The following is a 26,912-nucleotide window of genomic DNA, read 5'->3' as shown; positions in this document are numbered from 1 at the left end:
TACTGTTTTTCGGTTCCGTTAGAAACCGGTCGCTCACTCAACGTTCTGACGATGATTGTTCATCTTAAAGATGAAAAACCTTCCTCTGATACTTCGTGTGAGACTCTTGATACTTTTGCTTGTCGCTCCAGCCCAAAAAGACTGAAACCGCACTCGCTATCAAGCGCCCACACTTATCGGCTGTTAGTTTTTAAAGAGCACATCGCAAGACCGCTACCACTTCAACTTCCGTCTTGCGTCGCTGCATCAGCAGCAGAGAAACGAGATTATGAAGAATCTTTTTCTCCTTGTCAACAGTATTTTTGAGCTTTTGCTTCAAAACCTGTCAACTTCGGAGGCCGTCTGTTTCGCTCGACGGCCCGTCGTCTTGCGACGAGGGGCTGAATATTAGGTCAAGCAGACTCGAATGACAAGGTGATGAAGCAACTTTTTTTGGCGGTCGCTTCAATGCGTCGCTTTCGTCGCTCCTGAGAAGAATTCCATCGGCACCGCCGCTGCCATCGCCGCGTAGCCGGCATCGCTCGGGTGGATGTGATCGCCGCTGTCGTATCGGCGTTGGAGCACGCTCGGGCGCGCCGGATCGCGCAGCGCTTGATCGAAGTCGATCACGCCATCGAAAGCTTTGCTCGATCGGATCGATTCGTTAACCGCCGTGCGGATCGCCTCCCGCTCGGGCGGCAGCGAGGCCGGCGTCAGCGTCGCGCCGTAGATCTTGATGCCGCGCTGGTGCGCCTGCGCGATCAGCCGCTGATACCCGCGCACAAGCGCGTCGGCGTTGACTTCGGTGTGCGGCGCGTCGCAATCGAGTCCGGCGTGCGCGGGCATCGCCATGAAATTGATGTCGTTGATGCCGATCAGGACAATGACCGCGCGCACGCCCGGCTGACGCAGCGCGTCGCGCTCGAAGCGGCTGACCACCGCCTCGCCATAGCACGGCGAATTGCTCAACAGCCGATTCCCGCTGATGCCCGCATTCACTACGACCGTCTGCCCGCCGCCTTTGCGCGCGACCTGCTTCGCCAGCGCATCCGGCCAGCGCCGATTGGCATTGACCGAGGAGCGCATGCCATCGGTGATCGAATCGCCGATCGCGACGATCGCCTGCGCCGATGGGCTTTCCACCGTCACATTGGTCAGCCACGCGAATTGGGTGAAGCGCGTGCGAAACGCGCCCGCCGATGCATCTTCGGTGCGATCGCCCGGCGTCGAGATGTAGTTCACCTGACTCGACACGCGATGCCAGGCGACAAGTCTCTGATCCTTCCCCATGAACATGCTGACGGCCACGGGCTGGAAGGCGTCGACATCGAAATTGACCGCATCGCTCGTGGCCTGGGCTCCCGGCGCGACGGTCACGCTCTTGCGTCCGCCGAACAGCACCGGACGCGCACTTCCCGCGCGAATCGCGGCACTGTCGCCCGCGGCGGCCCGCGCGACGGTCATCGATTCGACGACGAGCGGCTCGGTCCCATAAAGATTGCTGATGCGCAGGCGCATCCGTTTGCCGTCCAGTTGCGGATAAATCAGCTGACGGACGGTGCGACCCGCGACGTCCGGCGCGCGATACAGCGGCGGCAGATTCGCCAGTTGCGGAATCGACTGCAGCGCGGTGCCCCATGCGCTGACCCAATGTTCGTTGGCGGGCGCTTCGGCGGCGTCGGCGGCGAAAGCGTGCGGTGCGAAATTGACCTGCGCGACAAGCGCGGCCGCGCAGATCGCGGCGAGAACTCGGAGTTTCATTCGGCGATGGCGTGCGGAAAAGGCTCGATTGTGCCTGAAGTGTCACAACGCTCGCGCCGCCCGATTGCCCTGACCGCGAACAACCCGCAGCGACGCGCCCCAAATAGCCTCACAATGCAGCCAGTTCTTTTTCGCCGGCGCGACGACTCCCGCTTCAGGCATCTATATAGATTAGATATGCAATCGAAAAACTCAGCACCACAACAACTCACCTGGGACGAGGACGGCGAAAGCCGCTCCGCCCGCTGGAGATCGGAGAGCGGCAATCCGCCCGCGAAGCGCGTCGTCATCGGACATGACCAGATGACCGCCGATCACGCCTATCGGCTCGCCTGCGAAGGCACGGCGATTCTCTGGCGCGGCGATTTCCAGAACGCCCGGCAACTCCTGCAGGCGATGGCGCGCCGCATCGACAGCAAGCCCCGCAAGGCAAAAAAGCACGCGACGGAGCCATCGCCGATCGACGCCTTCAATCTGCACCGCCTCGCGCAATCGCAACGCGCGCGCACCCTTGCGATGCTCATGCTTCCGCTCGACGAGCAGTACACGATCCCACTGCGCCGCGCGCCCGATGTGCGTCAGGCGTGCGAGGAAGCTTACGGACCGCCGACGAATGAGCCGTCGGTCGTGTCCTTGCGCGAAGTGCTGGGGCTTGTCGGCGCGCACGAGTGGCGCAAGAAAGGCGTCGAAATCGGCGCGGTCGGCGGGAGGATTCATCCCTATTACGGCGTGTTCTCGCCGGTTCGGGGCGAGTACATCGATCTGGTCGCGAATCAGCCGCTTCCGTCGAAAGAACTCGCGTTCGATATCGGCACCGGGACCGGCGTGCTCTCGGCCGTGCTCGCGCGCCGCGGCGTCGGACGAATCGTCGCGACCGACGTCGATGCCCGCGCGCTCGACTGCGCGCGGGAGAACATCGGGCGGCTGGGGCTCGATCGCCAGGTCGAAATCGTCGAGACCGATATGTTTCCGGACGGCCGCGCGCCCCTCATCGTCTGCAATCCGCCCTGGCTGCCCGCAAGGCCGAGCGCGACGATCGAACACGCGATCTACGATCCGGAAAGCCGCATGCTACGCGGTTTTCTCGACGGCCTCGCCGCGCATCTGACACCGGGCGGCGAAGGCTGGCTCATCTTGTCGGACTTCGCGGAGCATCTCGGACTGCGCACGCGCGCCCAGTTGCAGGAATGGATCGACAAGGCCGGCCTGAAGGTCGATGGACGCATCGACGTCAAGCCGCATCATCCGCGCGCGAGCGACAAGTCCGATCCGCTTTACGCCGCGCGCTCAGCGGAAGTAACGTCGCTGTGGCGGCTCGTCGCCGCATAATTCTCTACGCGCGCTCGGCGAGCCACGCCAGCGCGCCTTCACCCGCGACAAGTCCGCTCGCGAAACACGCCGTCAGCAGATAGCCGCCGGTCGGCGCTTCCCAGTCGAGCATTTCGCCCGCGCAGAACACGCCGGGAAGCGCGCGGACCATCGAGCGCGCGTCGAGCGCTTCGAATTCGACGCCGCCAGCGCTGCTGATGACTTCCTCGATAGGACGCGGCCGCAACAGGTGCAACGGAAGCGCCTTGATCCGCGCGGCGAGCGTCTCCAGATCCGCGAATTCGCCCTTGCTCGTGCACTCGCGCAGCAAACCCGCCTTCACACCCGTCAGATGCAGGCGGCTTTGCAAATGACTCGAAATCGAGCGCGCCCCGCGCGGATGCAGCACTTCGTCACGCACGCGCTCGACTGAATATTGCGGCGCGAGGTCCAGCAGGATCGTCGTCCCCGCACCGCCGCTTTCGGCGATCCGATCGCGGATCGGCGCCGACAATGCGTAAATCAGACTCCCCTCGATGCCCTGATCGGTGATCAGACATTCGCCGATGCGCCAGTCGGGCGTGCCGTCCACACGCGGCAAACCGATCGCCACGGATTTGAGCGGTTCGCCGGCGAAGCGGCTGCTGAAATGCTCGCTCCACGCGACGTCGAAACCGCAATTCGACGGCACGAAAGGCCGAACGGGCACGCCGCGCGCCGCGAGCACCGGGAGCGCGCCGCCGTCCGAGCCGAGTTGCGGCCAGCTTGCGCCGCCCAGCGCGAGCACGAGCGCGTCGTGCCGGACGAGCTTTTCGCCCGATGGCGTCGCGAAACGGGATAACGATGTGTCTTCGTCGGCCCAGCCGAGCCAGCGATGCCGCATATGAAACGTCACGCCCGACGCGCGCAGCCGATGCAGCCACGCACGCAGCATCGGCGCGGCTTTCATGTCGGTGGGAAACACGCGGCCCGAGCTGCCGACGAAGGTCTCGACGCCGAGGCCATGCACCCAGTCTCGCAACGCGCCCGCGTCGAAGCGCGCGAGCAGCGGCGCGATGTCCGGGCTGCGCGCGCCGTAGCGGGCGAGAAAGGCGTTGGCGGGCTCGGAATGCGTGAGGTTCATGCCGCCCTTGCCGGCCATCAGAAATTTCCGCCCGACGGACGGCATCGCGTCGAACACATCGACACGCGCGCCGCCTGTCGCGAGCGCTTCGGCGGCCATGAGCCCGGCCGGTCCTCCGCCGATCACCGCGACACTCACCGATTCGATGTTTTCAACTGACGACATGTCCAAATAGAAGAAACGGAACGGAGCGACATTGTCGCATCGCGCGTCGTCGCGACGGCTTCGCACCGATCGCACCGCGCGTGAAAAGCATTGCAGACCCGTCGTAAGTCATTAAATAACAAAAAAGAATTTGGCCGGCTGCGTTCGGGCCAGTACGATCCGTCGATTCGTTGCATCGACAACTTTTTACCAAACTAGCCCGATCATGTCCGTTTCTCTCGCGCCCGAACGCGCTGTCGTCGGCGCCGCCGCAAACGATTCGCGGCCCGTCATCAACAGTCCCGCCGATGTCTCCAGTCTCGTCAATAGCGGCGCGGCGATCGGCAGCGATGCGCGTGTCGTCGTCGCCATCGCGCTGGGCGGGATTTTTCTCGATGCCTACGATCTCGGCGCGCTCGCGTTCGGCATGAAGGACATCGCCCGCGAGTTTTCGCTGACGCCGACTGGTACCGGTTTCGTCGCTGCCGCGATCACGCTCGGCGCGATCATCGGCGCGTTTCTCGGCGGCTATCTCACCGACAAGGTCGGCCGCTATCGCGTCTTCATGGCCGACATGTTCTTCTTCGTCGTCGCGGCGATCGCCTGCGCGCTCGCGCCCAACGCCTGGGTGCTCGGCGGGGCGCGCTTCGTGATGGGTCTGGGCGTCGGCATCGACCTGCCCGTCGCGATGGCGTTTCTCGCGGAGTTTTCGCGTCTGCAGGGCCGCGGAAACAAAGCGGCGCGCGTCGCGATGTGGTGTCCGGTCTGGTACGCGGCGATCAGCGTCTCGTATCTGCTCGTGCTCGGTTTGTACGCTGTCTTGCCCGAGCACAACGCGGGCTGGCTCTGGCGTCTGATTCTCGGCTTCGGCGCGGTGCCGGCGATCGCGATCATCGCGATCCGCAGCCGTTATATGAGCGAATCGCCCGTGTGGGCCGCGAATCAGGGCGATCTGAAAGGCGCGGCCGCGATTCTGAAGCGCTCATACGGCATCGATGCCCGCGTCGACGAAACCGCCGTCGCGCCGCCCAAGGCCCGTCGCGCGACGTGGAGTAACTACGGCGCGCTGCTGCGCGGCGTTTATCTGCGCCGGACGGTGCTGGCGACCGTCATCGCGATCGCGTCGTCGTTCGCGTATAACGCCGTCGCGTTCGGATTGCCGGTCATCATTTCGAGCTTTCTCGCGCAGTCGATGCTCACCACTATTCTCGCGTCGCTCGCGCTGAATCTGTGCTTCGCGTTCGCGGGCGGGCTGTTCTCCGTGCGCACCGTGCCGAAGTATGGCGCGTGGAAGCTGTCTGTCGTCGGCTACGCGTTTCAACTTGCGGCGCTCATCGGGCTCGCGGTCGTCGGGAAACCGTCGACGGGCGCCGAAGTCGTGATCGCGATCGCGTTTCTCGCCGCGTTCCTGCTCGGGCAAGGCGTCGGACCGGGTTCGCACAGCATGACGTTCGCATCGTTGAGCTATCCGACCTCGCTGCGCGGCGTCGGCGTCGGCTTCAATCAGACGCTGATGCGCGCCAGCTCGACGGTCTCGCTCTTCCTGTTCCCGGTTTTGTCGGCGGCGCTCGGCACGAAAGTGTTCTGGATCATCGCCGTCGCGCCGCTCGCGGGGCTCGTCGCGCTGCTCGCGGTGCGCTGGGAGCCGTCGGGCTATGACGTCGACGCGGAAGATTTCGCCGCGCAACAGACGCGATAAGCGCGCGCTTTCCCTCCTTTTCAAAGCGGCGGCGATTCATCGCCGCCGCTTCTCGTTTCTCTCGCCGTCCGGCAAGCCTCCCTCGTCTGCACTAGATTGAATAGCGCGTGGATTCGCGCGCGCTTCTGCGCGCCCCATTCATGCGGAGTTACCCGAGTACGTCTCAAAAATTTATTTACCGACCGTCCGGTCGGTTTATAATCGCCGGACAGCGACTATCCAGGAGCGAGCCCCGCATGTACACCCAATCCCTCGACCTCCCGAGCCCCACCCAAGCCACTGACGCGGACCGATCCGCCTCGACCCCCGACCAAACCCGCTTCGACGCGGTGATGCAGGCCGACGGCAAGATCGAGCCGCAGGACTGGATGCCCGAGGCGTATCGCAAGACCCTGGTGCGGCAGATTTCGCAGCATGCGCACTCGGAGATCATCGGCATGCAGCCCGAGGGCAACTGGATCAGCCGCGCGCCGAGCCTCAAGCGCAAGGCGATCCTGCTCGCGAAGGTGCAGGACGAAGGCGGCCACGGGCTGTATCTCTATAGCGCAGCCGAAACGCTGGGCGTCTCGCGCGATCAGCTCGTCGCCGCGCTGCACGCCGGCCGGGCGAAGTACTCGAGCATATTCAACTACCCGACGCCCACCTGGGCCGATGTCGGCGTGATCGGCTGGCTGGTCGATGGCGCGGCGATCATGAATCAGATTCCGCTGTGCCGCTGCACCTATGGGCCGTACGCCCGCGCGATGATCCGCATCTGCAAGGAAGAGTCGTTCCATCAACGCCAGGGCTTCGACGCGCTGCTCGCGATGATGAAGGGCACGCAGGCGCAAAAGGACCTCGTGCAACAGGCGGTGGACCGCTGGTGGTGGCCGGTGCTGATGATGTTCGGCCCGAGCGATAAGGATTCGATTCACAGCGGCCAGTCCTTCGCGTGGGGCATCAAGCGCATCTCGAACGACGACCTGCGCCAGAAGTTCGTCGATGCGACCGTCGAGCAGGCGAAGATTCTGGGCGTCACGCTGCCCGACGCCGATCTGAAGTGGAACGCGCAAAGAAACGCGCATGACTACGGCGAGATCGATTGGGAAGAATTCTGGCGCGTGGTCAACGGCGACGGCCCGTGCAACAAGGAGCGCCTCGCCACACGCGTGAAGGCGCACGACGAAGGCACCTGGGTGCGCGAAGCGGCGCTCGCCTACGCGGAGAAGCAAAAGGTCCGCGCCCACAAACAAGCTGCATGAGCATGGAGACGATGAAGATGAACAAGGAATGGCCGATCTGGGAAGTGTTCGTGCGCAGCAAGCAGGGACTGGATCACAAGCATTGCGGCAGCCTGCACGCACCGGATGCGGGTGCGGCGCTGCGCATGGCGCGCGACGTGTACACGCGCCGTCAGGAAGGCGTGAGCATCTGGGTGGTGCCGTCGGCGGCGATCACCGCATCGGACCCGGCGGACAAGGGCGAATTGTTCGAGCCCGCGGCCGACAAGATCTATCGGCATCCGACATTCTTCGTGCTGCCCGACGAAATCAATCACATGTAAGGGCGACAGAGCTATGAGTCAGGACCATCTCGCCTACGTGCTGCGTCTGGCGGACAACGCGCTGATCCTCGGGCAGCGCAACGCCGAATGGTGCAGCCACGGCCCGGCGCTGGAAGAAGACATCGCGCTGGCGAACATCAGTCTGGATCTGATCGGTCAGGCGCGCCTGCTGTACACGCACGCGGCGTCGCTGGAAGCCGCGCTTAACGGCAGCAAGAAGACCGAAGACGACTACGCGTACTTTCGCAGCGAGCGCGAGTTCGCCAACTACACGATCGCGGAGTTGCCGCACTTCGGCCCGCTCGCGGGAACGACGCGCGCCGAGCGCGATTACGCGGTGACGATCGTGCGCAACTTCCTGTACTGCGCGCTGATGATCGAAGTGTGGAGCGCGCTGCAGACATCGAGCGATACGCAACTCGCGGCGATCGCGGCGAAGTCGATCAAGGAAACGAGCTATCACCTGCATCATGCGCGCGACTGGCTGGTGCGGTTCGGTGACGGCACGGAGGAGTCGCATCGTCGTGCGCAGGCCGCGCTCGATTATCTGATGCCGTACACGCGCGAGTTCTTCGCCACCGATGCGATCGAACAAGCCGTCGCCGATGCAGGCATCGCGCCGCTCACGAGCGAGTTCGAAGCGGCATGGCGTGAGCAGGTCGCATCGGCACTGGAAGAAGCCACGCTCGAAGCGCCCGCCGATGTGAAGCACATCACCACGGGCAAGCACGGCGAGCACTCGGAGCACATGGGCTATCTGCTCGCGGAGATGCAGAGTCTCGCGCGGCAACATCCGGGCGCGAGCTGGTAATGAATACCGCCAACGCAACCATCGAACGCGCGTGGGACGTGCTCGAAGCGGTGCCCGATCCGGAGATTCCGGTGGTCTCGATCCGCGAGCTGGGCATTCTGCGCGATGTGCGTCACGGCGACGACGGCGTGCTCGAAGTGGTGATCACGCCGACGTACTCGGGCTGTCCTGCGATGTCGCAGATTGCGGAAGACATCGCGCAGGCGATCGATCGGGCTGAGCTCGGCGCGCATCGCATCGAGACGGTGCTGGCGCCCGCGTGGACGACCGACTGGATCACCGACGAAGCACGCGAGAAGCTGCGCCGCTACGGCATCGCACCGCCGACGGGCGCATGCAGCAGCACTTCGGCATCGAGCACAAAGCCGATCCGCTTCGTACCGTACAGGAAGGAAACGATCGCCTGTCCGCGCTGCGGCTCGACGCACACGGAGAAGCTGGCGCAATTCGGCTCGACGGCGTGCAAGGCGCTGTATCGCTGCATCGACTGCCGCGAGCCGTTTGACTACTTCAAGCCGTACTGAGCCGAATCAACCGAATCAACCGAATCAACCGAACCAACGATAGCGAGCCGAAAAACATGGCGACTCCGCAATTCCATCCGCTGCGCATCCGTGAGGTCCGCCCCGAAACCGCCGACGCGTTTACCGTTTCGTTCGAGGTGCCGCCCGCGCTGCGCGATGCGTTTCGCTTCACGCAGGGTCAGTTCGTGACGCTCAAGACGCATATCGATGGCGAGGAGACGCGCCGTTCGTACTCGATCTGCGTGGGCGTGACCGACTACGATCGCGACGGCGAATTGCGCATCGGCATCAAGCGCGTGCGTGGCGGGCGCTTCTCGAACTTTGCGTTCGATACCTTGAAGCCCGGCCACGAGATCGACGTGATGACGCCCGACGGGCGCTTCTTCACGCATCTGAACGCGGATCACGCAAAACACTACGTGGCGTTCTCGGGCGGCTCGGGCATCACGCCGGTGCTGGCGATCATCAAGACGACGCTCGATACGGAGCCGACGAGCCGCTTTACGCTCGTGTACGGCAATCGCAGCGTCGACGCGATCATGTTCGCCGAAGAGCTCGAAGATCTGAAGAACCGGTATATGGACCGGTTCTCGCTGTATCACGTGCTGTCGGACGATCTGCAGGACGTGGAGCTCTTCAACGGCGTGCTGGATGAAGCGAAGTGCAAGGCGTTTCTGGAGACGCTGCTTTCGCCCGAAGAAATCGACGAGGCCTTCATCTGCGGCCCCGGCCCGATGATGGATGCAGCCGAAGCGGCGTTGAAGGACTCGGGTGTCGCACCGAAGCAGATACACGTGGAGCGTTTCGGCACGCCGTTGCCGCAGGCGGGCGTACCTGCCATCGAGATCACGGAGAGCACGCCGGCGGCGGATCTGGAGTTGATCATCGACGGCAAGAAGCGCAAATTGCGGTTGCCGTATGAAGGCGTGAGCGTGCTCGATGTGGGTTTGAAAGCGGGACTCGCGTTGCCGTACGCGTGCAAGGGCGGTGTGTGCTGCACGTGTCGCGCAAGAGTGCTCGAAGGCGAAGTGAAGATGGAGAAGAACTACACGCTCGAACAACACGAAATCGATGATGGCTTCGTGCTGACTTGCCAATGTCATCCGGTGAGCGAGCGCGTGGTGGTGAGTTTCGACGAGCGCTAGATCGCAGCCCGGCGTCATTCGATTCGCGTAAACTAGGACCGCTCACCCGAGCGGTCCTTTCGTCCTTCTGGGCTCCCGACACCGATGAACATGATTCACGTCACGAATGGCGATTGCGCGGCCCAATCCCTCACGGAAGCATTGCGGCGCGCCGAACGCGACGAGCGCGTCATCGCGCTGCGCGACGATCTCGCCGTCGGTCCGATCAGGGACATCGACGAATCGCCGCTCGCGCGCGCCACGTTCTGGCGCCAGGTCCTGAACAGCGCCATCGACTTCGAGGGCGAACTCGAAGAACAGCAGGCACTGTTCGGCCGCCTCGCGCGCGGCGACGATCAGATCGTCGTGTGGCACGGCCAGAGCGCGGCCGACCAGCTCACGCTGCGACGCGTCGCCTATCACATGCGCAACGTCCCGCAGCGCCTTAACGAAGCGAAGCTCACTCACGACGATCTGACGATTGCGACCGGCGACAGCGATCCCGAACACATCGGCCGCGAAGACCGTGCGACGGCCGTCGGCATGTTTTCACCGAAGCAACTGCTCGCGAAGCTGCCGACCGCCGCGCCGATTTCCGTGCTGCGCATCAGCCGGCTCGCGCTCGAGTGGCAGGAAGCGAAATACGCCAGCGCCGACACGCGCCGCCTGCGCGACAACATGCTCGTAACAGGAACATGGATCGATATCGACGAAGCCTTGCTCGATATCGCCGGTCCCGAATGGAAACCGGCGCGCCAGATCGCCGGCGCGGCAATGGGGCAGCGCTTCGATTTCATGCTTTCCGATTCCATCGCATTCTGGCGCTGCCGCGAACTCGTCACGGCGGGACGGCTTAAAATCCGCGGCACGCCGTCCGAAATCAGTCAGGCCGAACTGCGCCGCTGAATCCATACCTATAAGAACGCACTTTCCGAACACATGGCCCGTACCAAAGCGCCCGATCACGAGACACAACGCGAACAGATCCTCGAACTCGCCGCCGCGAAATTCGCCCAGACGAGCTATCCCAGCACCTCGATGGCCGATCTCGCCGCCGCGAGCGGCACGTCGAAGGCCCGCCTCTATCACTATTACGTGAGCAAGGAAGCGATCCTCTTCGATTTGCTCGACCGCTACACCAAGCGGCTGATGCTGATCATCGCGGAAGTGGAAGGCGCCAGCCAGCGGCGCGGACTGAGCGAACGCGAGGCTTTCGCCGATCTCGTGCGCGCGTTTCTCGCCGAATACGAGACATCGCACAGCCGGCACGTCGCGCTTCTGAATGACGTGAAGTATCTGGAAGAGGCGCAGCGCGAGATCGTCCTCGATCGTCAGCGCGACATCGTGGCGGCGTTCGCGCGTCAGCTCGCGCGGGCTTATCCGAAACGCGCAACCAAGGACAACCAGACCGCGTTGACCATGATGGTCTTCGGCATGATCAACTGGACGTTCACGTGGCTCAAGCCGGGCGGCAAGCTGGGCTACAGCGAGTTCGCGGAACAGGTCGTCGACATGATCGAAAACGGCCTCAATGTCGAATAGCTCGATGTTGCAGCACAACAAACCGACTGGACGGTAAATTGTCGCGTTTGCGACACTTCGTTAAGTTATTGATTTAACTACTATCTAATCGTTTTCAGTAGCTGTTTAGAACGCGCCGTCTAGGTCGTTTTAAGGGTTTTCCCGTATCCGCCTCTCCGTAATCGGCTAAAATTCGTTTTGCTTTGCAGCATGCTGCATGACGAACGAAGGAGAAACGAATATGGAACTGACCATCAACCGCACTGCCGAGCCGATCGTCGCGCACGATCAGCCGCTCAAAGACGCGCGTATGCCGGTTCTCGTCCGCGAACTGTCCTCGGCAGATCGCGAGCGTCTCCTCACGCACTTTCTGGCTCTCGACGAAGACGATCGTCTCCTGCGCTTCGGGCAGGTCGTGCCGGATCACGTCATCGAGAACTATGTGCGCAACATCAACTTCTCGAACGACAAAGTGTTCGGCGTGTTCGGCGGCGCCCTGGAATTGATCGGCGTCGGCCATCTGGCGTATTTGCCCGCCGAAGGCGACAAGCGAACTGCCGAATTCGGCGTCTCGGTGCTCGAAAGCGCGCGCGGCCGTGGCATCGGCTCGAAGCTGTTCGAGCGCGCCGCCATGCGCAGCCGCAACACGCAGGTATCGGTGCTCTATATGCACTGCCTGTCGCGCAACTCGACCATGATGCATATCGCGAAAAAGTCGGGCATGAAGATCGAATACGCTTACGGCGAAGCGGATGCGTATCTCTCGCTCGCGCCGGCTGACCAGACCAGCATCGTCGCCGAAATGCTTCAGGAGCAGGCCGCCGTATTCGACTACGCGATCAAGCGCCAGGCGCAACGCGCGTCGCAGGTTTTCAAGGCGTTCATGCCGGCAGCGGGCGTCGCGTAATTTTTCTCAGGAACAGCGCGGGAATGGCGCTGCGAGCGGGACCAACAAGGGCGGATTTGACCGCCCTTCGTCGTTTTAACGCAGCGGCAGAACCGTCGTCTCCTTGATGCGTTCCAGCGAGAAGCTCGAGCGCACATCGATCACGGACGGATGGTGCAGCAATTCATCCTGCACAAAGCGCGAGAAATCATCCATGTCGCGCACCTGAACGCGCAGCAGAAAATCCATCTCGCCGGTCATCGCGTCGCAGGCGACGACTTCCGGCCATGAACGCACCGCTTCACGAAAGAGATCGCCGTGCGTCGGCGCTTTCGGCGTGCCCGCCGCAGCCTGCACGCCGCCGCGCTTTTCCAGACGCACGTTGATGTAGGCGAGTAAACCAAGCCCGAGCTTCTTCGCGTCGAGCAGGGCGACATAACCGCGAATCACGCCGAGCTCCTCCAGCCTCCGAATGCGCCGTAGGCACGGGCTCGGCGACAGATTCACGCGATCCGCGATCTCCTGATTCGATAGCCGTCCGTTTTCCTGAAGAATGGCCAGAATTCGGCGGTCTATCGTGTCCAGTTCGAGTTCAGCCATTTTGTAGCTCCCGGCCGCTTTCAATTGGCAGCATCGTGCGCAATCTTATGAATCACCGATTAGTTTCGCAAGTTTTTGCCAGCGTCACCTGACTAAACTGTCTCAACGTCGCGCACATCGCGCCGCATCTAAATCAGGAGACACGCATGACCGCAACGACCTGGGAGAATCCCGTCGGCACCGACGGCTTCGAGTTCATCGAATACACCGCGCCGGATCCGGTCGCGCTCGGCAGACTGTTCGAGCAGATGGGCTTCACCGCGATCGCGAAGCATCGTCACAAGGACGTCACGCTTTACCGCCAGGGCGAAATCAACTTCATCGTCAACGCCGAGCCGGATTCGTTCGCGCAGCGCTTCGCGCGTCTGCACGGTCCGTCGATCTGCGCGATCGCCTTCCGCGTCGCCGATGCCGCCAAAGCGTACAAGCGCGCGCTCGAACTCGGCGCATGGGGCTTCGACAACAAGAATGGCCCGATGGAGCTGAACATCCCGGCGATCAAGGGAATCGGCGATTCGCTGATCTACTTCGTCGACCGCTGGCGCGGCAAGAACGGCGCGCAGCCGGGCAGCATCGGCGATATCAGCATTTATGACGTCGATTTCGAACCGATCCCGGGCGCGGAGCAAAACCCTGTGGGCCACGGACTCACCTACATCGATCACCTGACGCATAACGTGCACCGCGGCCGCATGGTCGAGTGGGCGGAGTTCTACGAGCGGCTCTTCAATTTCCGCGAAGTCCGCTATTTCGATATCGAAGGCAAGGTCACGGCGGTGAAGTCGAAGGCGATGACGTCACCGTGCGGCAAAATCCGCATTCCGATCAACGAAGAAGGCTCGGAAACCGCGGGACAGATTCAGGAATATCTGGACGCGTATCACGGTGAAGGCATTCAGCACATCGCGCTCGGCACGGGCGATATCTACAGCACCGTCGACGGCCTGCGCAGCGCGAAGATCGCCCTGCTCGACACCATCGACACGTACTACGAGCTGGTCGATCGCCGCGTGCCCGGCCATTGCGAAACGGTCGCGGAGTTGAAGAAGCGCAAGATTCTGATCGACGGCACCAAGGACGAAATCCTGCTACAGATCTTCACGGAGAACCAGATCGGGCCGATTTTCTTCGAGATTATCCAGCGCAAGGGCAATCAGGGCTTCGGCGAAGGTAACTTCAAGGCGCTATTCGAATCGATCGAACTGGATCAGATGCGCCGTGGCGTGCTGAAGGACACCACCGCGGGCTGATCGCGCAGAAAACCCAGGCATCAAAAAAGGGACGTGGACCGCGAAGGTCCATGTCCCTTTGTTCATTCTGGCGGCCCGTTTGGTCGATACGGACCGCGATGAGCGGGTCAGCCCGCCGTCTCGTCGTCGCTGCTTTCCGATTCGCGGCGCTTTTCAGCACCCGCCTTAACCGACTGAACGCGCACTTGCGCGACCTGTGCAACCGACGACGCCCCGAACGGCGAGCCATTATTCGCACGTGCGCCGCCCACCGGCGCGCTGATGGCGAAAAAAGCCGCCGAAACGACCAAGAAATTCTGGATGTGGCGTTGTTTCATCGTTATCTCCTTCTAACTGCAACGTACAACTTGCTTCCGAAACTCAAAGCGTGCACAGAAAATTGGCACGGAAGTTCCGGAAGCGTCATTTTAGACAGGGATGAACGGCAGGGTTCCGTGAATCGGTCGAATTTACATGCTGTAACAAAACCCTCTTGATGACGGTCAAATCGTCAAGGATTTGACGCAAAGCGCGGCTAAGTGAGGAATTTTTAACGGGTTTGTACCAGTGCCTGAAAGATCATCGCACCGGCAAACTGGTAGTCCCGGCCTACGCGTTCACAAGACGCGACGGCCCGAAACATGCTTTGGTGATCCCAAACCTCGGGTGGAGGAATACACATAATGAACGCCCCGCTAGACGCAGAACAAAGAGCTTCGCTAGAAGCCGCGTTGAAATCCGTCACGCTAGACGACAAATACACGCTCGAACGCGGCCGCGCCTATATGAGCGGCATCCAGGCCCTGGTGCGCCTGCCGATGCTGCAGCAAGAGCGCGACAAGGCCGCTGGCCTCAACACCGCCGGATTCATTTCCGGATATCGCGGTTCTCCCCTCGGCGGTCTTGACCAGTCACTCTGGAAGGCGAAGAAGCATCTCGCCGGCCATCAGGTCGTGTTTCAGCCGGGCGTGAACGAAGATCTCGCTGCCACCGCCGTGTGGGGCTCGCAGCAAGTGAATCTGTACCCGAGCGCCAAATACGACGGCGTGTTCTCGATGTGGTACGGCAAAGGTCCGGGCGTCGATCGTTCGGGCGATGTCTTCAAGCACGGCAATTCCGCCGGATCGGCGCAACACGGCGGCGTTCTGGTGCTCGCCGGCGACGATCACGCCGCGAAATCATCGACGCTCGCGCATCAGTCCGAGCACGTGTTCAAGGCGTGCGGACTGCCGGTGCTGTTTCCGTCGAACGTGCAGGAATATCTCGATTTCGGCCTGCACGGCTGGGCGATGTCGCGCTACTCCGGCCTGTGGGTCGCGATGAAATGCGTGACGGATGTCGTTGAGTCGTCGGCTTCGGTGGATATCGATCCGCATCGCACGAAGATCGTGCTCCCGACCGATTTCGCGATGCCCGATGGCGGCCTGAACATCCGCTGGCCCGATCCGCCGCTCGTGCAGGAAGCGCGTCTGCTCGACTACAAGTGGTACGCCGCGCTCGCCTACGTGCGCGCGAACAAGCTGGACCGCGTGGAAATCGATTCGCCGCATGCGCGTTTCGGCATCATGACCGGCGGCAAAGCCTATCTCGACGTTCGACAGGCGCTGACCGATCTCGGTCTCGACGACGCGACGTGCTCGCAGATCGGCATCCGTCTCTACAAGGTCGGCTGCGTGTGGCCGCTCGAAGCGCAAGGCGCGCATGAATTCGCGCGCGGGCTGGAGGAAATTCTGGTCGTCGAGGAAAAGCGGCAGATTCTCGAATACGCGATCAAGGAAGAGCTATACAACTGGCCGGATGCGCAACGTCCGCGCGTGTACGGCAAGTTCGACGAAAAAGACGGCGCCGGCGGCGAATGGTCCGTGCCGATGGGCAACTGGCTTCTGCCCGCGCACTACGAGCTGTCGCCCGCGATCATCGCGAAGGCCATCGCCACGCGCCTCGACAAATTCGATTTGCCCGCCGATGTGCGCGCGCGCATCGCGACGCGCATCGCCGTGATCGAGGCGAAGGAACGGTCGCTCGCGCGGCCGCGTGTCGAGGCGGAGCGCAAGCCGTGGTTCTGCTCGGGCTGCCCGCACAACACATCGACGAACGTGCCGGAAGGCTCGCGCGCGATGGCGGGCATCGGCTGCCACTACATGACGGTCTGGATGGACCGCAACACGAGCACGTTCAGCCAGATGGGCGGCGAAGGCGTGGCGTGGGTCGGCCAGTCGCCGTTCTCGAACGACAAGCACGTTTTCGCGAACCTCGGCGACGGCACGTATTTCCATTCGGGCCTGCTCGCGATCCGCGCGGCGATCGCGGCGAAGGTGAACATCACCTACAAGATTCTCTATAACGATGCCGTCGCGATGACCGGCGGTCAGCCCGTCGACGGCGTGCTGACCGTGCCGCAGATCACGCATCAGCTCGCGGCGGAAGGCGCGGCGAAAATCGTCATCGTGACCGATGAGCCGGAGAAGTACACGGCGAGCGTCGGACTTGCGCCGGGCATCGACGTGCATCATCGCGACAAGCTGGACGAAATCCAGCGTCAACTGCGCGAGGTTGCGGGCACGTCGATCCTGATCTACGACCAGACCTGCGCGACCGAGAAGCGTCGTCGTCGCAAGCGCGGCGCATTCCCCGATCCGGCGAAGCGCGTTGTCATCAACGAAGCGGTGTGTGAAGGCTGCGGCGATTGCTCGGTGAAGTCGAATTGCCTGTCGGTCGAGCCGCTCGATACCGAGTACGGCACGAAGCGGCAGATCAACCAGTCGACGTGCAACAAGGACTACTCGTGTCTGAACGGCTTTTGCCCGAGCTTCGTGACGGTGGAAGGCGGCCAGTTGAAAAAGCCGAAGGCGACGAGCGTCGAGAGCGATGCGATGCCGTCCGTGCCCACGCCCGAGCTTCCGGAGATCGGGCGGCCGTATGGCGTGCTGGTCACGGGCGTCGGCGGAACGGGCGTCGTGACGATCGGCGCGCTGCTCGGCATGGCGGCGCATCTGGAGCAGAAAGGCGTCACCGTGCTCGACGTCACCGGGCTCGCGCAGAAAGGCGGCGCCGTGATGAGCCACGTGCAGATCGCCAACCGTCCGACCGATATCCACGCGACGCGTATCGCGATGGGCGAAGCGGATCTCGTCATCGGTTGCGATGCGATCGTCACCGCGAGCAACGAATGCGGCTCGCGGATGCAGCCTGATCACACACGCGTCGTCGTGAACAGCGCGCAGACGCCGACCGCCGAGTTCATCAAGAACCCGAACTGGAGTTTCCCGGGCGCGAGCGCGGAGGCGGATATTCGCGCGGCCGCGGGCGAGCATGTCGCGCTCGTCGATGCGAACCGCTTCGCCGTCGCGCTGATGGGCGATGCGATCTACACGAATCCGTTCGTGCTCGGCTTCGCGTGGCAGAAGGGTTGGGTGCCGCTGCTGCATGAGTCGCTGGTACGCGCCATCGAGCTGAACGCGGTGCAGGTCGAGAAGAATCTCGCGGCGTTCGAATGGGGCCGTCGCGCGGCGCACGATCCCGAAGCCGTGCGCCGTCTCGCGGATGCGCAGCATGGCGCGCAGGCAGCGCCGGGCAAGGTCATCGCGCTGCATACGCCGAAGGCGCTCGACACGCTCATCGACAAGCGGCTCGACTATCTCGCGGAGTATCAGAACACGGCCTATGCAGCGCGATACGGACGGCTGGTTGCCGAAGTGCGCGCAAAGGAAGCCGGGCTGGGCGCCGGGGACGGGCAGTATCCGCTGACCGAAGCCGTCGCGAAGAATCTGCACAAGCTGATGGCGTACAAGGACGAATACGAAGTCGCGCGTCTGTATGCCGATCCGGTGTTCCTCGACAAGATTCGCGCGAGTTTCGAAGGCGACTGGAAGATCAAGATGCATCTCGCGCCGCCGAGTCTTTCGAAGAAGGATGCGCACGGGCATCTGGTGAAGAAGCAATACGGTCCGTGGATGATGTCGGCGATGCGCGTGCTCGCGAAGCTGAAGTTCCTGCGCGGAACGGCGCTGGATCCGTTCGGCCGCACGGAAGAGCGGAAGATGGAGCGCGCGTTGATCGGCGAGTACGAAGCGTTGGTGCGTGAGGTGATCGGCGGACTCACGGAGCAGAAACTGTCACTCGCTGTCGAACTCGCTAATCTTCCCGATTCGATGCGCGGCTACGGTCACGTCAAGGAAAACAACGTCAAGGCTGCGAAGATCAAGTGGAATGCCTTGCTCGCGCGCTGGCGGAGTAACGAAGGCGGGGAAAAGCGGCAGGTCGCGTAATTCTCGTTGCTTCACGCTCGAAGGCGGTTCGTGAAAACGGACCGCCTTTTTTATCGGCCAAAAAAACGGCGATCCGGTCTCCCGGATCGCCGTTCGTCTTTCTAGCGCGCTGGCGTGTTACTTCGCTACACGCGCATTCGCGCTCGCCACCGCCGTCATATTGATGATCCGCCGCACCGTCGCGGCCGGCGTCAGGATATGCACAGGCTTCGCAGCACCGAGCAGGATCGGCCCGACGGTCACGCCCTCGCCGCTCACCATCTTGAGCAGGTTGTACGTGATGTTCGCCGCTTCGACGTTCGGCATGATCAGCAGATTCGCCTCACCGTGCAACGTGGTGCCCGGGAACGAAGCCTTGCGCACGGCTTCGGAAAGCGCCGCGTCGCCGTGCATTTCACCGTCGATTTCGAGATCCGGCGCACGCTCGGCAATCAGCTTGCGCGCTTCGGCCATCCGCTTGCTCGACGCGCTCTGCACGCTGCCGAAGTTCGAATTCGACACCAGCGCGACCTTCGGCTGAATCCCGAAACGCTCGATCTCGCGCGCCGCCAGAATCGTCATGTCGGCGAGTTGCTCGGGCGTCGGCGTCTCGTTGACGTACGTGTCGCTGATGAACAGATTGCGCCCTTGCAGCATCAGCAGATTCATCGCCGCGAAGTTGTTCGCGCCTTCCGCCTTGCCGAGCACCTGATCGATGAACTTCAGGTGATCCTGATACGTGTCGATGAGACCGCAGATCATCCCGTCCGCGTCGCCCGTGTGAACCAGGATCGCGCCGATCAGCGTGTTGAACTTGCGCAGCGCGGCCTTCGCGCTTTCGGGCGTCACGCCCTGACGCGCGGCGATCTCGTGATACGCCTGCCAGCTCTTCTGATAGCGCGGATCGTCTTCCGGATTCACGATCTCGAAATCGACGCCCGGCTTCAGCTTCGAGCCCATTTTCTGCAGACGCATTTCGACGACAGCCGGACGGCCGATGATGATCGGCTTCGCGATCTTCTCCAGCAACACGAACTGCGCGGCGCGCAGCACGCGCTCGTCCTCGCCTTCCGCGAACGCGATACGCGCCGGAGCCGCCTTCGCCGCCGTGAACACCGGACGCATCACCATGCCCGTGCGATACACCGTGGCGCCGAGCGTCTCGCGATACGCATCCATGTCCTTGATCGGACGCGTCGCGACGCCCGAATCCATCGCGGCTTGCGCCACGGCCGGCGCGATCTTGATGATCAGGCGCGGATCGAAAGGCTTCGGAATCAGATATTCCGGGCCAAATTCCAGCGAATGGCCTTCATAAGCCTTTGCAACTTCATCACCCTGATCGGTTTCTTCCGCGAGTTCGGCGATCGCGCGCACGCACGCGAGCTTCATTTCCTCGGTGATGGTCGTCGCGCCCACATCGAGCGCGCCACGGAAAATGAACGGGAAGCAGAGCACGTTGTTGACCTGATTCGGATAATCCGAACGGCCCGTTGCGACGATGCAGTCCGGACGCACGCGCTTCGCTTCTTCCGGGCGGATTTCCGGTTCCGGATTCGCCAGCGCGAGAATCAGCGGCTTGTCGGCCATCGTCTCGACCATTTCCGCCTTCAGCACGCCCGCGCTCGAACAGCCGAGGAAGACGTCGCAACCGTGCATCGCATCGGCGAGCGTGCGCGCGTCGGTGCTCGCCTGATAGCGCTCCTTCGATGCGTCCAGATTGCCGCGGCCTTCGTAGATCACGCCCTTCGAATCGATCACGAGCGTGTTCGCCTTCTTCAGGCCGAGGTGAACGAGCAGGTCCAGACACGCGATCGCCGCCGCGCCCGCGCCGGAGCAAACGAGCTTCACTTCGTCCAGCTTCTTGCCGACCACTTTCAGGCCGTTCAGGATTGCCGCCGACGCGATGATCGCCGTGCCGTGCTGATCGTCATGGAAAACGGGAATCTTCATGCGCTCGCGCAGCTTCTTCTCGATATAGAAGCATTCCGGCGCCTTGATGTCCTCGAGGTTGATGCCACCCAGCGTGGGTTCGAGCATTGCGATCGCATCGACGAGCTTGTCCGGATCGGTTTCCGCCAGCTCGATATCGAACACGTCGATGCCCGCGAACTTCTTGAAGAGGCATCCCTTGCCTTCCATCACCGGCTTGGCCGCGAGCGGGCCGATGTTGCCGAGGCCCAATACGGCGGTGCCATTCGTCACGACGCCGACGAGGTTCGCACGCGACGTGTACTTCTGCGCGTCGAGCGGCTCATCGTAGATCGCCATGCACGCGGCCGCGACGCCCGGCGAATAGGCGAGCGAGAGGTCGAGCTGGTTGGAAAGCGGCTTGGTCGGAGTAACCGAAATCTTGCCGGGACGGGGATTCTGGTGATACGCGAGGGCACTTTGCTTCAGTTGTTCGTCCATGATTTGACCTGAGACGTTTGAGAATTATTTGAACAGGGTTCACACCGCCGTCGACCGTGCTGCAATGAATGCGGGAATGTGAATCGATGGACCAATTTTCATGGGCTCGGCGCGTCGGATAGACGCGGCGTGCCGCTCGTCGGAATCGAACGAGCGGACGGAGCCTTTGGTTTTTTTTGGGACGTTCAGTGTACACCGCGCGCCTGAAATGACGCGATGCAACGTTTCAGCGCAATTTCGTCCGACGACTGGGCGCTCAGTCGAGTTCGGCGCCGCGTTTTTCCGGGATCAGAAAGAGCGTCGCGACGACGTCGAGCAGATAGATCGATGCGAGGAACGCGAGCGCCACCGAGAACGAATAACGCGCCGCCAGCGCGCCGACCGCGACCGGACCGAGTCCACCCACCGCGCGCCCTATATTGAACAACACGTTTTGCGCGGTTGCGCGCGCTTCGGTCGGGTAGATCTCGGAGATCAGCGCGCCGTAGCCGCCGAGCATGCCGTTCACGAACACGCCCATCACCGCGCCGCCGATCAGGAGCGCCGCCGGGCTCGTCAGACTGGAATAGACGAACACCATCGCGACCGCGCCGAACTGATAGACGAGGAACGCCGGTTTGCGTCCGAAGCGATCCGCCGCCAGGCCGAACAGCCAGATGCCGAACGCCATGCCGAGCACGGTCGCCGCAGTCCAGAGACCGGATTTCGTCAGCGAGTAGCCGAACGTCTTCGACAGGTAACTCGGCAGCCAGATCATCAAGCCGTAGTAGCCGAAGTTCTGCACCGAGCACAGGATGATCACGCCGAGACTCGCACGCGCGGTGCGGGAGTCGTCGAAAAGACGCCTGAGCGGCAGCTTGCGGGCGGTGTCGGCTTTGGCGGCCGCGCGGCGTTCGGTGAACAGCGCGGGCTCGTCCACATGACGCCGCACGAAGAACGAAACGACCGCCGGCAACAGCCCGACCGCGAACATGCCGCGCCAGCCGATCACGGGCAGGAGCATCGGCGTGATGAGCGCGGCGGCAAGCACGCCCATTTGCCAGCCGATCCCCACATACGACGACACGCGCGCTCGCAACCGCGCGGGCCACGCCTCGGCGACGAGCGCCATGCCGATCCCGAACTCGCCGCCCAGCCCGATTCCGGCGACGGTGCGATAGATCAGCAAATCGCCGTAGCCCTGCGAGAGCGCGCACAGGCCGGTGAAGACGGCGAACACGAGAATCGTCCAGGTCAGCATGCGCACGCGGCCGAAATAATCGGACAGCATGCCGAACACGACGCCGCCCGCGACCGCCCCGGCGAGCGTCCACGTGACGAGCGCGCCGGATTGCGCGGGCGTGAGACGCAGGTCCGTGGCGATCGCGGGCAGCATGAAGCCGAGGATCAGCAGGTCGAAACCGTCCATCGCGTAGCCGAGCATCGACGCGACGAGCGCCTGCAACGCGTGACGGGAAAGCGGCTCGGAGGCAGTGGAAGAGGAAGCGGGCGTCATCGGAGCGTTCTGCGGGAAGTGCCGGGAGTGTAAGCGCGAGCACCCGAATCGTTCAATCGATCGAAAAAAGCCCACTCGCCCGCATTCGTCCGCTCGGGTAAAATGGCGGGCTACGCGCGCAGTGAGTGCGAAAACGTCGTCCAAAACGGCGTGTTCTGCATCGAAACATGCGCCAAAGGCCCTCGCGGCCGCCTCCCGCTTCTTCAAGCGCCACACAAGTCCAAGGATTCGCCCATGACAGGCTTCGATCGCCAGACGATCTCCGACACCACCGCCAAGATGCTGCTCGAAGTGCAGGCGGTGCACTTCAACGCGGAAAAACCGTACATCTTCACGTCCGGCTGGGCGAGCCCGGTGTATATCGACTGCCGCAAGCTGATCTCTTATCCGCGCGTGCGCCGCGGCCTGATGGAGATGGCCGAAGCGACGATTCTGCGCGATGTCGGCTACGAGCAGATCGACGCCGTCGCTGGCGGCGAGACTGCGGGCATCCCGTTCGCCGCCTGGATCGCCGACCGCCTGATGGTGCCGATGCAATACGTCCGCAAGAAGCCGAAGGGTTTCGGCCGCAATGCGCAGATCGAAGGTTTGCTGACCGAAGGCCAGCGCGTGCTGCTGGTCGAAGACCTGACCACGGACAGCCGCAGCAAGATCAACTTCATCAACGCGCTGCGCACGGCGGGCGCGACGGTGAATCACTGCTTCGTGCTCTTCCACTACAACATCTTCAAGGAGAGCGTGTCGGTGTTGAAGGACATCGACGTCGATCTGCACGCGCTCGCCACCTGGTGGGACGTGCTGCGCGTCGCGAAGGAGCAAGGCTACTTCGAGTCGAAGACGCTCGATGAAGTCGAGAAATTCCTGCACTCGCCGGCGGAATGGTCGGCTGCGCACGGCGGTGCGACCGCTGCTCCGCAATAAGTATTAACGTCCGCGAAGCAATTGATAAAAAAAGCCGCTGATCGAAATCAGCGGCTTTTTTATTTGGCAAGCAAAATCGTCTATAGCGAATTCGGATTGGGAAGCGAGTCGTCGAGCGAACCGTCGCCGGAATATGCCGAAAGATTCATTAACCCGTTACTTTGCGCGTACTGAAACAATTCGGAATCGCGCTCGATGCCGAGTTTTCGCATTGCGGTGTTCTTTTGCGTGCTGATGGTTTTGATACTGCGCCGCAATTGCCCTGCAATCTCCGTGATCGTCATGCCCGAAACAAACAGGCGCACCACTTCGAGTTCGCGCTTGGACAGGATCACGCTGCGTTGCTGCCCGCTCGAACTGAGCCCCATGCTGTCGAGCGCTGCCTTCACGGACGGGCCGAGATATTCCTGCCCGCGCATGACGTGCTGGATGGCCCAGCCGATGTGGTTCATGTCGTCGGCCTTGTTGATGATCGACATCACGCCCACTTCGCGCAAACGTTTGAGCAAGGCCGGATTCTCGAGCATGGTGAGCACGACAAGCTTCACCCGCGGGAATTGCCGGCCGATATAACCGAGCAGGGGCATGCCGTCGCCGTACGAACCGCCGGGCATGGCGAGATCGGTGACGAGGACGTCGCATGGCTCCTTCTGAAGCAACTGGATGAGTTCGGTCGACTGGCGCGCCTGGCCGATAACGTCCACCTCCGGAAACTTGTTGAGCGCCTGTGCCGCGCCAAACAGAATGACGGGATGATCGTCGGCGATGATGACTTTTATTCGCTGGCTCATTTAACTTCTCCTGTATTTCGGTCGATTAGTTGCCGCGCGAATCTGCGTCGAATTACTCATTTCTACGTTTAATAGAGTCAGAAGTCATCGCCGTCAAGGCGCTGCGTGCTACGTCCAAGCCGCTGGGCGCGCAACGCGCCATCGGTAAAGTCTCAAGGATGTAAAGCTTTAATGCTTTGTTGCAATGTTAAACTGCAAGCTGGTACGAAGCGCATCATGAGACAAAAAACATCGTTGCAGCCGGCGAAACGCTGCTATAACGCGCGACGATACTGACAGGAGTTCAGCCCATGCGCCTCTCCGGGCGACGCGTGAGTTCGACTGGCCTTGCCGCATCAGTACTCTTCATCGCCCTGGCGGCGGCGTTTTTCGCGTATTCGCACGAGGTCACCGCCGACCCCGCTTTCACCGTGTCCAGCACGGACCTCGCGCCTGGCAAGACCATCGGGCGCGATCTGCTTTTCGATCAGTCGGAGTGCAAGGGCGGCAACCGCTCGCCGCAGATTTCCTGGCATGGCGCACCCGCAAACGCCCGCAGCTTCGCTGTAACGATCTTCGATCCCGACGCTCCCGGACGCGGCTGGTGGCACTGGGCGGTCGCGGGCATCCCGATCGGCACGGATCGTCTGCCGAACAATGCGAGCGGATCGGGGGCGCTGCGCAAGATGGGCGCCATCGAAGCGCGCAACGACTGGGATACGGACGGCTACGGTGGCCCGTGCCCGCCGCCCGGCAAACCGCATCGCTACATAGTGACTGTTTACGCGCTCGACAGCGCCGATCTGCGCCTGCGTCAGGGCACGCCCGCGCTCATGTTCGAGCACGAAATCCGCACGATGACGATCGCCAGCGCACAGCTCACGTTCACATACGGCCGCTAATCTGAAGTCGAGAACCATGCGCTCGCGCCGCTCGGCGAAAAATTGTCTTGCTAGACTGGCCCGGACCGTCCGCAAGGCACGCGTGCGCGGCGCGGCGCAGGAACGACTCGGGGAGACCATGCCGAACATCATCATCGTTTATCACAGCGGCTACGGCCACACGAAGAAGGTCGCCGAAGCGGTGCTCGTCGGCGCGACCGACGCCGGCGCGAACGTGAAACTGATCGCCGTCGCCGAACTCGACGACGCCGCCTGGGCAGAACTGGACGCCGCCGACGCCATCGTGTTCGGCGCGCCGACCTACATGGGCGGGCCGTCCGCCGACTTCAAGAAGTTCGCCGACGCGAGTTCGAAGCCCTGGTTCGCGCAGAAATGGAAGGACAAGATCGCGGCCGGATTCACCAATTCGGCCCATATGAACGGCGACAAATTCCTGACCATCTCGTACTTCGTCACGCTGGCGATGCAGCACGGCATGGTCTGGATCGGTACGGGCATGATGCCGTCGAACACGAAGGCTGCCACGCGCAACGATCTCAACTTCGTCGGCGGCTTTACGGGTCTCCTGACGCAATCGCCCGCGGACGCCTCGCCGGACGAAGCGCCGCCGCCCGGCGATCTCGAAACGGCGAAGGTCTTCGGCGCGCGCATCGCCGCGGTGACGGCGCGCTGGATCGGCAATCGCGGCGGCGTCGAAGACGGCGGACATCAGCCCGTCTCGGAATCGCACTAAAATGTCGGTTTTGCGGCGAGCGCCCGCACGAACCAGCGAGATCGAGATGACCACGAAAGTATTTGTCGACGGACAGGAAGGCACCACCGGCCTGAAGATTTTCGAATATCTGTCGCAGCGCCGTGACATCGAGGTGTTGCGTATCGAAGAAGCGAAGCGCAAGGACATCGAGGAGCGCCGCCGGCTCATCAACGCGTCGGACGTGACGTTCCTGTGCCTGCCGGATGTCGCGTCGCGCGAGTCGGTTTCGCTCGTCGACCGCGACAATACGCGCACCGTGATGATCGACGCGAGCACCGCTTTCCGCACGCAGGACGACTGGGCGTACGGCCTGCCCGAGCTCACGCGCGCGCAGCGCGAGCGTCTGCGCACGTCGAAGCGCATCGCCGTGCCGGGCTGCCACGCGTCGGCGTTCGTGCTGTCGGTGCAGCCGCTCGTCGCGGGCGGCCTCGTTCCCGCCAACTTCGACGCGCACGCCTATTCGATCACCGGCTACAGCGGCGGCGGCAAGAAAATGATCGCGGAGTTCGAAGCGGGCGGCAACGAGCGACTCATGAGCCCGCGCCCGTACGCGCTGGGTCTGACACACAAGCATCTGCCGGAAATGTCGGTGCGCACGGGCCTCGCGCGCGCGCCGGTCTTTACGCCGATCGTCGGCCCGTTCCTGAAAGGTCTCGCGGTGACGACGTATTTCTCGCCGGACCAGCTCTCGCGGCGGGCGAAGCCGCAGGACGTGCGCGACATGCTCGCCGAGTATTACAACAACGAGCCGTTCGTGCGCGTGATGCCGTTCGACGCCGAGAGCAATCTCGACGACGGTTTCTTCGACGTGCAAGCCTGCAATGACACGAATCGCGTAGATATCTTCGTGTTCGGCAACGACGAGCGCTTCGTGACGGTCGCGCGTTTGGACAATCTCGGCAAGGGCGCGTCGGGCGCGGCGATCCAGTGCATGAATCTGGCGATCGGCGCGGAGGAAGAGACGGGTCTCGCCCGTTGACACATTTCGCGGGAAACCAGAAGGCCGATTCGCTCCACAGCGGATTGGCCTTTTTTGCGTCCGTCGATGCAGCGCAACATTAAACCGTACGGACGAAAAAAAGCCCGCCAAAGCTGGCGGGCTGAATCCATATCAGTGGAGACATGGAGGAGACAGGAGTAAATATACCAATAATATTGG

24 protein-coding genes are annotated in these 26,912 nt (G+C 62.5%); 17 read left to right on the top strand and 7 right to left on the bottom strand.

Translation table 11 applies throughout. The features are described 5' to 3' along the window. Nucleotides 1-306, top strand: a 306-nt coding sequence (locus IAG25_RS41190; RefSeq protein WP_222946572.1) for a hypothetical protein, incomplete at its 5' end; no start/stop codon positions are given. A 138-nt stretch (nt 307-444) separates the two neighbouring features. Here IAG25_RS41190 and IAG25_RS21410 read toward each other — a convergent pair. Then, nucleotides 445-1,740 carry an SGNH/GDSL hydrolase family protein gene (locus IAG25_RS21410; RefSeq protein WP_187606617.1) on the bottom strand — a complete coding sequence of 432 codons (1,296 nt, stop codon included), beginning with the start codon at nt 1,738-1,740 and terminating at the stop codon, nt 445-447. Between the two features lie 177 nt (nt 1,741-1,917). Between IAG25_RS21410 and IAG25_RS21405 the strand changes: the two genes are divergently transcribed. Next, complete coding sequence (locus IAG25_RS21405) at nt 1,918-3,069, top strand: methyltransferase (protein ID WP_187606616.1); 1,152 nt, start codon at nt 1,918-1,920, stop codon at nt 3,067-3,069. Nucleotides 3,070-3,073: 4 nt separating this feature from the next. Here IAG25_RS21405 and IAG25_RS21400 read toward each other — a convergent pair whose 3' ends face one another. Continuing rightward, nucleotides 3,074-4,336, bottom strand: a complete 1,263-nt coding sequence (locus IAG25_RS21400) for an NAD(P)/FAD-dependent oxidoreductase (protein ID WP_187606615.1) — start codon at nt 4,334-4,336, stop codon at nt 3,074-3,076. Nucleotides 4,337-4,541: 205 nt separating this feature from the next. Here IAG25_RS21400 and IAG25_RS21395 point away from each other — a divergent pair, with 205 nt between their 5' ends. From IAG25_RS21395 to IAG25_RS21355, 9 genes are all read left to right on the top strand, one after another. Continuing rightward, complete coding sequence (locus IAG25_RS21395; protein WP_187606614.1) at nt 4,542-6,014, top strand: MFS transporter; 1,473 nt, start codon at nt 4,542-4,544, stop codon at nt 6,012-6,014. 236 nt (nt 6,015-6,250) lie between these two features. After that, nucleotides 6,251-7,255, top strand: a complete 1,005-nt coding sequence (paaA, locus tag IAG25_RS21390) for a 1,2-phenylacetyl-CoA epoxidase subunit PaaA (RefSeq protein ID WP_187606613.1) — start codon at nt 6,251-6,253, stop codon at nt 7,253-7,255. 17 nt (nt 7,256-7,272) lie between these two features. Beyond that, a complete protein-coding gene (gene paaB, locus IAG25_RS21385) occupies nt 7,273-7,557 on the top strand; it encodes a 1,2-phenylacetyl-CoA epoxidase subunit PaaB (RefSeq protein WP_014191517.1) in 285 nt (94 codons plus the stop codon). A 13-nt stretch (nt 7,558-7,570) separates the two neighbouring features. Then, on the top strand, nt 7,571-8,368 hold the full coding sequence (gene paaC, locus IAG25_RS21380) for a 1,2-phenylacetyl-CoA epoxidase subunit PaaC (protein WP_187606612.1): 798 nt from the start codon (nt 7,571-7,573) through the stop codon (nt 8,366-8,368). Further along, complete coding sequence (gene paaD, locus IAG25_RS21375) at nt 8,368-8,892, top strand: 1,2-phenylacetyl-CoA epoxidase subunit PaaD (protein ID WP_187606611.1); 525 nt, start codon at nt 8,368-8,370, stop codon at nt 8,890-8,892. Before paaC ends, paaD begins: the two co-directional genes overlap by 1 nt. A 56-nt stretch (nt 8,893-8,948) precedes the next feature. After that, nucleotides 8,949-10,037 carry a 1,2-phenylacetyl-CoA epoxidase subunit PaaE gene (gene paaE, locus IAG25_RS21370; protein WP_187604695.1) on the top strand — a complete coding sequence of 363 codons (1,089 nt, stop codon included), beginning with the start codon at nt 8,949-8,951 and terminating at the stop codon, nt 10,035-10,037. A gap of 84 nt (nt 10,038-10,121) precedes the next feature. Continuing rightward, complete coding sequence (locus IAG25_RS21365) at nt 10,122-10,922, top strand: DUF1835 domain-containing protein (protein WP_187606610.1); 801 nt, start codon at nt 10,122-10,124, stop codon at nt 10,920-10,922. 33 nt (nt 10,923-10,955) lie between these two features. Continuing rightward, nucleotides 10,956-11,558 carry a TetR/AcrR family transcriptional regulator gene (locus IAG25_RS21360; protein ID WP_187606609.1) on the top strand — a complete coding sequence of 201 codons (603 nt, stop codon included), beginning with the start codon at nt 10,956-10,958 and terminating at the stop codon, nt 11,556-11,558. A 220-nt stretch (nt 11,559-11,778) separates the two neighbouring features. Continuing rightward, nucleotides 11,779-12,444 (top strand): GNAT family N-acetyltransferase, encoded by a 666-nt coding sequence (locus tag IAG25_RS21355; RefSeq protein ID WP_187606608.1) that lies wholly within the window; start codon nt 11,779-11,781, stop codon nt 12,442-12,444. A 75-nt stretch (nt 12,445-12,519) separates the two neighbouring features. Here IAG25_RS21355 and IAG25_RS21350 read toward each other — a convergent pair whose 3' ends face one another. Next, the gene (locus IAG25_RS21350; RefSeq protein WP_187606607.1) at nt 12,520-13,023 is read right to left on the bottom strand and encodes an Lrp/AsnC family transcriptional regulator; all 504 of its coding nucleotides are present in this window, start codon (nt 13,021-13,023) and stop codon (nt 12,520-12,522) included. Between the two features lie 146 nt (nt 13,024-13,169). Between IAG25_RS21350 and hppD the strand changes: the two genes are divergently transcribed. Then, entirely contained in the window at nt 13,170-14,273 is a 1,104-nt protein-coding gene (hppD, locus tag IAG25_RS21345; protein WP_187606606.1) for a 4-hydroxyphenylpyruvate dioxygenase, read from the top strand. Nucleotides 14,274-14,380: 107 nt separating this feature from the next. On the opposite strand, the gene IAG25_RS21340 is transcribed toward hppD, so the two are convergent. Beyond that, the gene (locus IAG25_RS21340) at nt 14,381-14,590 is read right to left on the bottom strand and encodes a hypothetical protein (protein ID WP_035509390.1); all 210 of its coding nucleotides are present in this window, start codon (nt 14,588-14,590) and stop codon (nt 14,381-14,383) included. Between the two features lie 345 nt (nt 14,591-14,935). Between IAG25_RS21340 and IAG25_RS21335 the strand changes: the two genes are divergently transcribed. After that, nucleotides 14,936-18,520, top strand: coding sequence for an indolepyruvate ferredoxin oxidoreductase family protein (locus IAG25_RS21335; RefSeq protein ID WP_187606605.1), 3,585 nt, complete (start codon nt 14,936-14,938; stop codon nt 18,518-18,520). A 117-nt stretch (nt 18,521-18,637) separates the two neighbouring features. Here IAG25_RS21335 and IAG25_RS21330 read toward each other — a convergent pair whose 3' ends face one another. Then, nucleotides 18,638-20,911 (bottom strand): NADP-dependent malic enzyme, encoded by a 2,274-nt coding sequence (locus IAG25_RS21330; RefSeq protein WP_187606604.1) that lies wholly within the window; start codon nt 20,909-20,911, stop codon nt 18,638-18,640. A 256-nt stretch (nt 20,912-21,167) separates the two neighbouring features. Then, nucleotides 21,168-22,406 (bottom strand): MFS transporter, encoded by a 1,239-nt coding sequence (locus tag IAG25_RS21325; protein ID WP_187606603.1) that lies wholly within the window; start codon nt 22,404-22,406, stop codon nt 21,168-21,170. A 234-nt stretch (nt 22,407-22,640) separates the two neighbouring features. Here IAG25_RS21325 and IAG25_RS21320 point away from each other — a divergent pair, with 234 nt between their 5' ends. Further along, nucleotides 22,641-23,327, top strand: coding sequence for an orotate phosphoribosyltransferase (locus tag IAG25_RS21320; RefSeq protein WP_187606602.1), 687 nt, complete (start codon nt 22,641-22,643; stop codon nt 23,325-23,327). 80 nt (nt 23,328-23,407) lie between these two features. Here the strand turns inward: IAG25_RS21320 and IAG25_RS21315 are convergent, their stop codons facing one another. Continuing rightward, complete coding sequence (locus IAG25_RS21315) at nt 23,408-24,118, bottom strand: response regulator (RefSeq protein ID WP_187606601.1); 711 nt, start codon at nt 24,116-24,118, stop codon at nt 23,408-23,410. Between the two features lie 290 nt (nt 24,119-24,408). Between IAG25_RS21315 and IAG25_RS21310 the strand changes: the two genes are divergently transcribed. The 3 genes from IAG25_RS21310 (at nt 24,409) to argC (ending at nt 26,732) form a co-directional block, all read left to right on the top strand. After that, on the top strand, nt 24,409-24,999 hold the full coding sequence (locus IAG25_RS21310; RefSeq protein WP_187606600.1) for a YbhB/YbcL family Raf kinase inhibitor-like protein: 591 nt from the start codon (nt 24,409-24,411) through the stop codon (nt 24,997-24,999). Nucleotides 25,000-25,117: 118 nt separating this feature from the next. Further along, nucleotides 25,118-25,732, top strand: coding sequence for a flavodoxin family protein (locus IAG25_RS21305; RefSeq protein WP_187606599.1), 615 nt, complete (start codon nt 25,118-25,120; stop codon nt 25,730-25,732). Nucleotides 25,733-25,778: 46 nt separating this feature from the next. Continuing rightward, nucleotides 25,779-26,732 (top strand): N-acetyl-gamma-glutamyl-phosphate reductase, encoded by a 954-nt coding sequence (argC, locus tag IAG25_RS21300; RefSeq protein ID WP_187606598.1) that lies wholly within the window; start codon nt 25,779-25,781, stop codon nt 26,730-26,732. Nucleotides 26,733-26,912: the final 180 nt, after the last annotated feature.

Origin of the sequence: Caballeronia sp. EK (assembly GCF_014384845.1) — a bacterium.
GTDB lineage: Bacteria > Pseudomonadota > Gammaproteobacteria > Burkholderiales > Burkholderiaceae > Caballeronia > Caballeronia jiangsuensis.
The sequence above is the reverse complement of the archived record's forward strand: the minus strand, read 5'-3'. Positions and strand labels throughout refer to the sequence as shown.

What these genes read in the sequence shown, in the direction of transcription:
- IAG25_RS21395 (WP_187606614.1), top strand. Translation starts at nt 4,542, where the DNA reads ATGTCCGTTTCTCTCGCGCCCGAACGCGCTGTCGTCGGCGCCGCCGCA.
- IAG25_RS21340 (WP_035509390.1), bottom strand. Translation starts at nt 14,590, where the DNA reads ATGAAACAACGCCACATCCAGAATTTCTTGGTCGTTTCGGCGGCTTTT.
- IAG25_RS21320 (WP_187606602.1), top strand. Translation starts at nt 22,641, where the DNA reads ATGACAGGCTTCGATCGCCAGACGATCTCCGACACCACCGCCAAGATG.
- paaA (WP_187606613.1), top strand. Translation starts at nt 6,251, where the DNA reads ATGTACACCCAATCCCTCGACCTCCCGAGCCCCACCCAAGCCACTGAC.
- hppD (WP_187606606.1), top strand. Translation starts at nt 13,170, where the DNA reads ATGACCGCAACGACCTGGGAGAATCCCGTCGGCACCGACGGCTTCGAG.
- IAG25_RS21330 (WP_187606604.1), bottom strand. Translation starts at nt 20,911, where the DNA reads ATGGACGAACAACTGAAGCAAAGTGCCCTCGCGTATCACCAGAATCCC.
- argC (WP_187606598.1), top strand. Translation starts at nt 25,779, where the DNA reads ATGACCACGAAAGTATTTGTCGACGGACAGGAAGGCACCACCGGCCTG.
- IAG25_RS21400 (WP_187606615.1), bottom strand. Translation starts at nt 4,336, where the DNA reads ATGTCGTCAGTTGAAAACATCGAATCGGTGAGTGTCGCGGTGATCGGC.
- IAG25_RS21325 (WP_187606603.1), bottom strand. Translation starts at nt 22,406, where the DNA reads ATGACGCCCGCTTCCTCTTCCACTGCCTCCGAGCCGCTTTCCCGTCAC.
- paaB (WP_014191517.1), top strand. Translation starts at nt 7,273, where the DNA reads ATGAACAAGGAATGGCCGATCTGGGAAGTGTTCGTGCGCAGCAAGCAG.
- IAG25_RS21350 (WP_187606607.1), bottom strand. Translation starts at nt 13,023, where the DNA reads ATGGCTGAACTCGAACTGGACACGATAGACCGCCGAATTCTGGCCATT.
- IAG25_RS21405 (WP_187606616.1), top strand. Translation starts at nt 1,918, where the DNA reads ATGCAATCGAAAAACTCAGCACCACAACAACTCACCTGGGACGAGGAC.
- paaE (WP_187604695.1), top strand. Translation starts at nt 8,949, where the DNA reads ATGGCGACTCCGCAATTCCATCCGCTGCGCATCCGTGAGGTCCGCCCC.
- IAG25_RS21410 (WP_187606617.1), bottom strand. Translation starts at nt 1,740, where the DNA reads ATGAAACTCCGAGTTCTCGCCGCGATCTGCGCGGCCGCGCTTGTCGCG.
- paaD (WP_187606611.1), top strand. Translation starts at nt 8,368, where the DNA reads ATGAATACCGCCAACGCAACCATCGAACGCGCGTGGGACGTGCTCGAA.
- IAG25_RS21305 (WP_187606599.1), top strand. Translation starts at nt 25,118, where the DNA reads ATGCCGAACATCATCATCGTTTATCACAGCGGCTACGGCCACACGAAG.
- IAG25_RS21355 (WP_187606608.1), top strand. Translation starts at nt 11,779, where the DNA reads ATGGAACTGACCATCAACCGCACTGCCGAGCCGATCGTCGCGCACGAT.
- IAG25_RS21335 (WP_187606605.1), top strand. Translation starts at nt 14,936, where the DNA reads ATGAACGCCCCGCTAGACGCAGAACAAAGAGCTTCGCTAGAAGCCGCG.
- paaC (WP_187606612.1), top strand. Translation starts at nt 7,571, where the DNA reads ATGAGTCAGGACCATCTCGCCTACGTGCTGCGTCTGGCGGACAACGCG.
- IAG25_RS21315 (WP_187606601.1), bottom strand. Translation starts at nt 24,118, where the DNA reads ATGAGCCAGCGAATAAAAGTCATCATCGCCGACGATCATCCCGTCATT.
- IAG25_RS21310 (WP_187606600.1), top strand. Translation starts at nt 24,409, where the DNA reads ATGCGCCTCTCCGGGCGACGCGTGAGTTCGACTGGCCTTGCCGCATCA.
- IAG25_RS21365 (WP_187606610.1), top strand. Translation starts at nt 10,122, where the DNA reads ATGAACATGATTCACGTCACGAATGGCGATTGCGCGGCCCAATCCCTC.
- IAG25_RS21360 (WP_187606609.1), top strand. Translation starts at nt 10,956, where the DNA reads ATGGCCCGTACCAAAGCGCCCGATCACGAGACACAACGCGAACAGATC.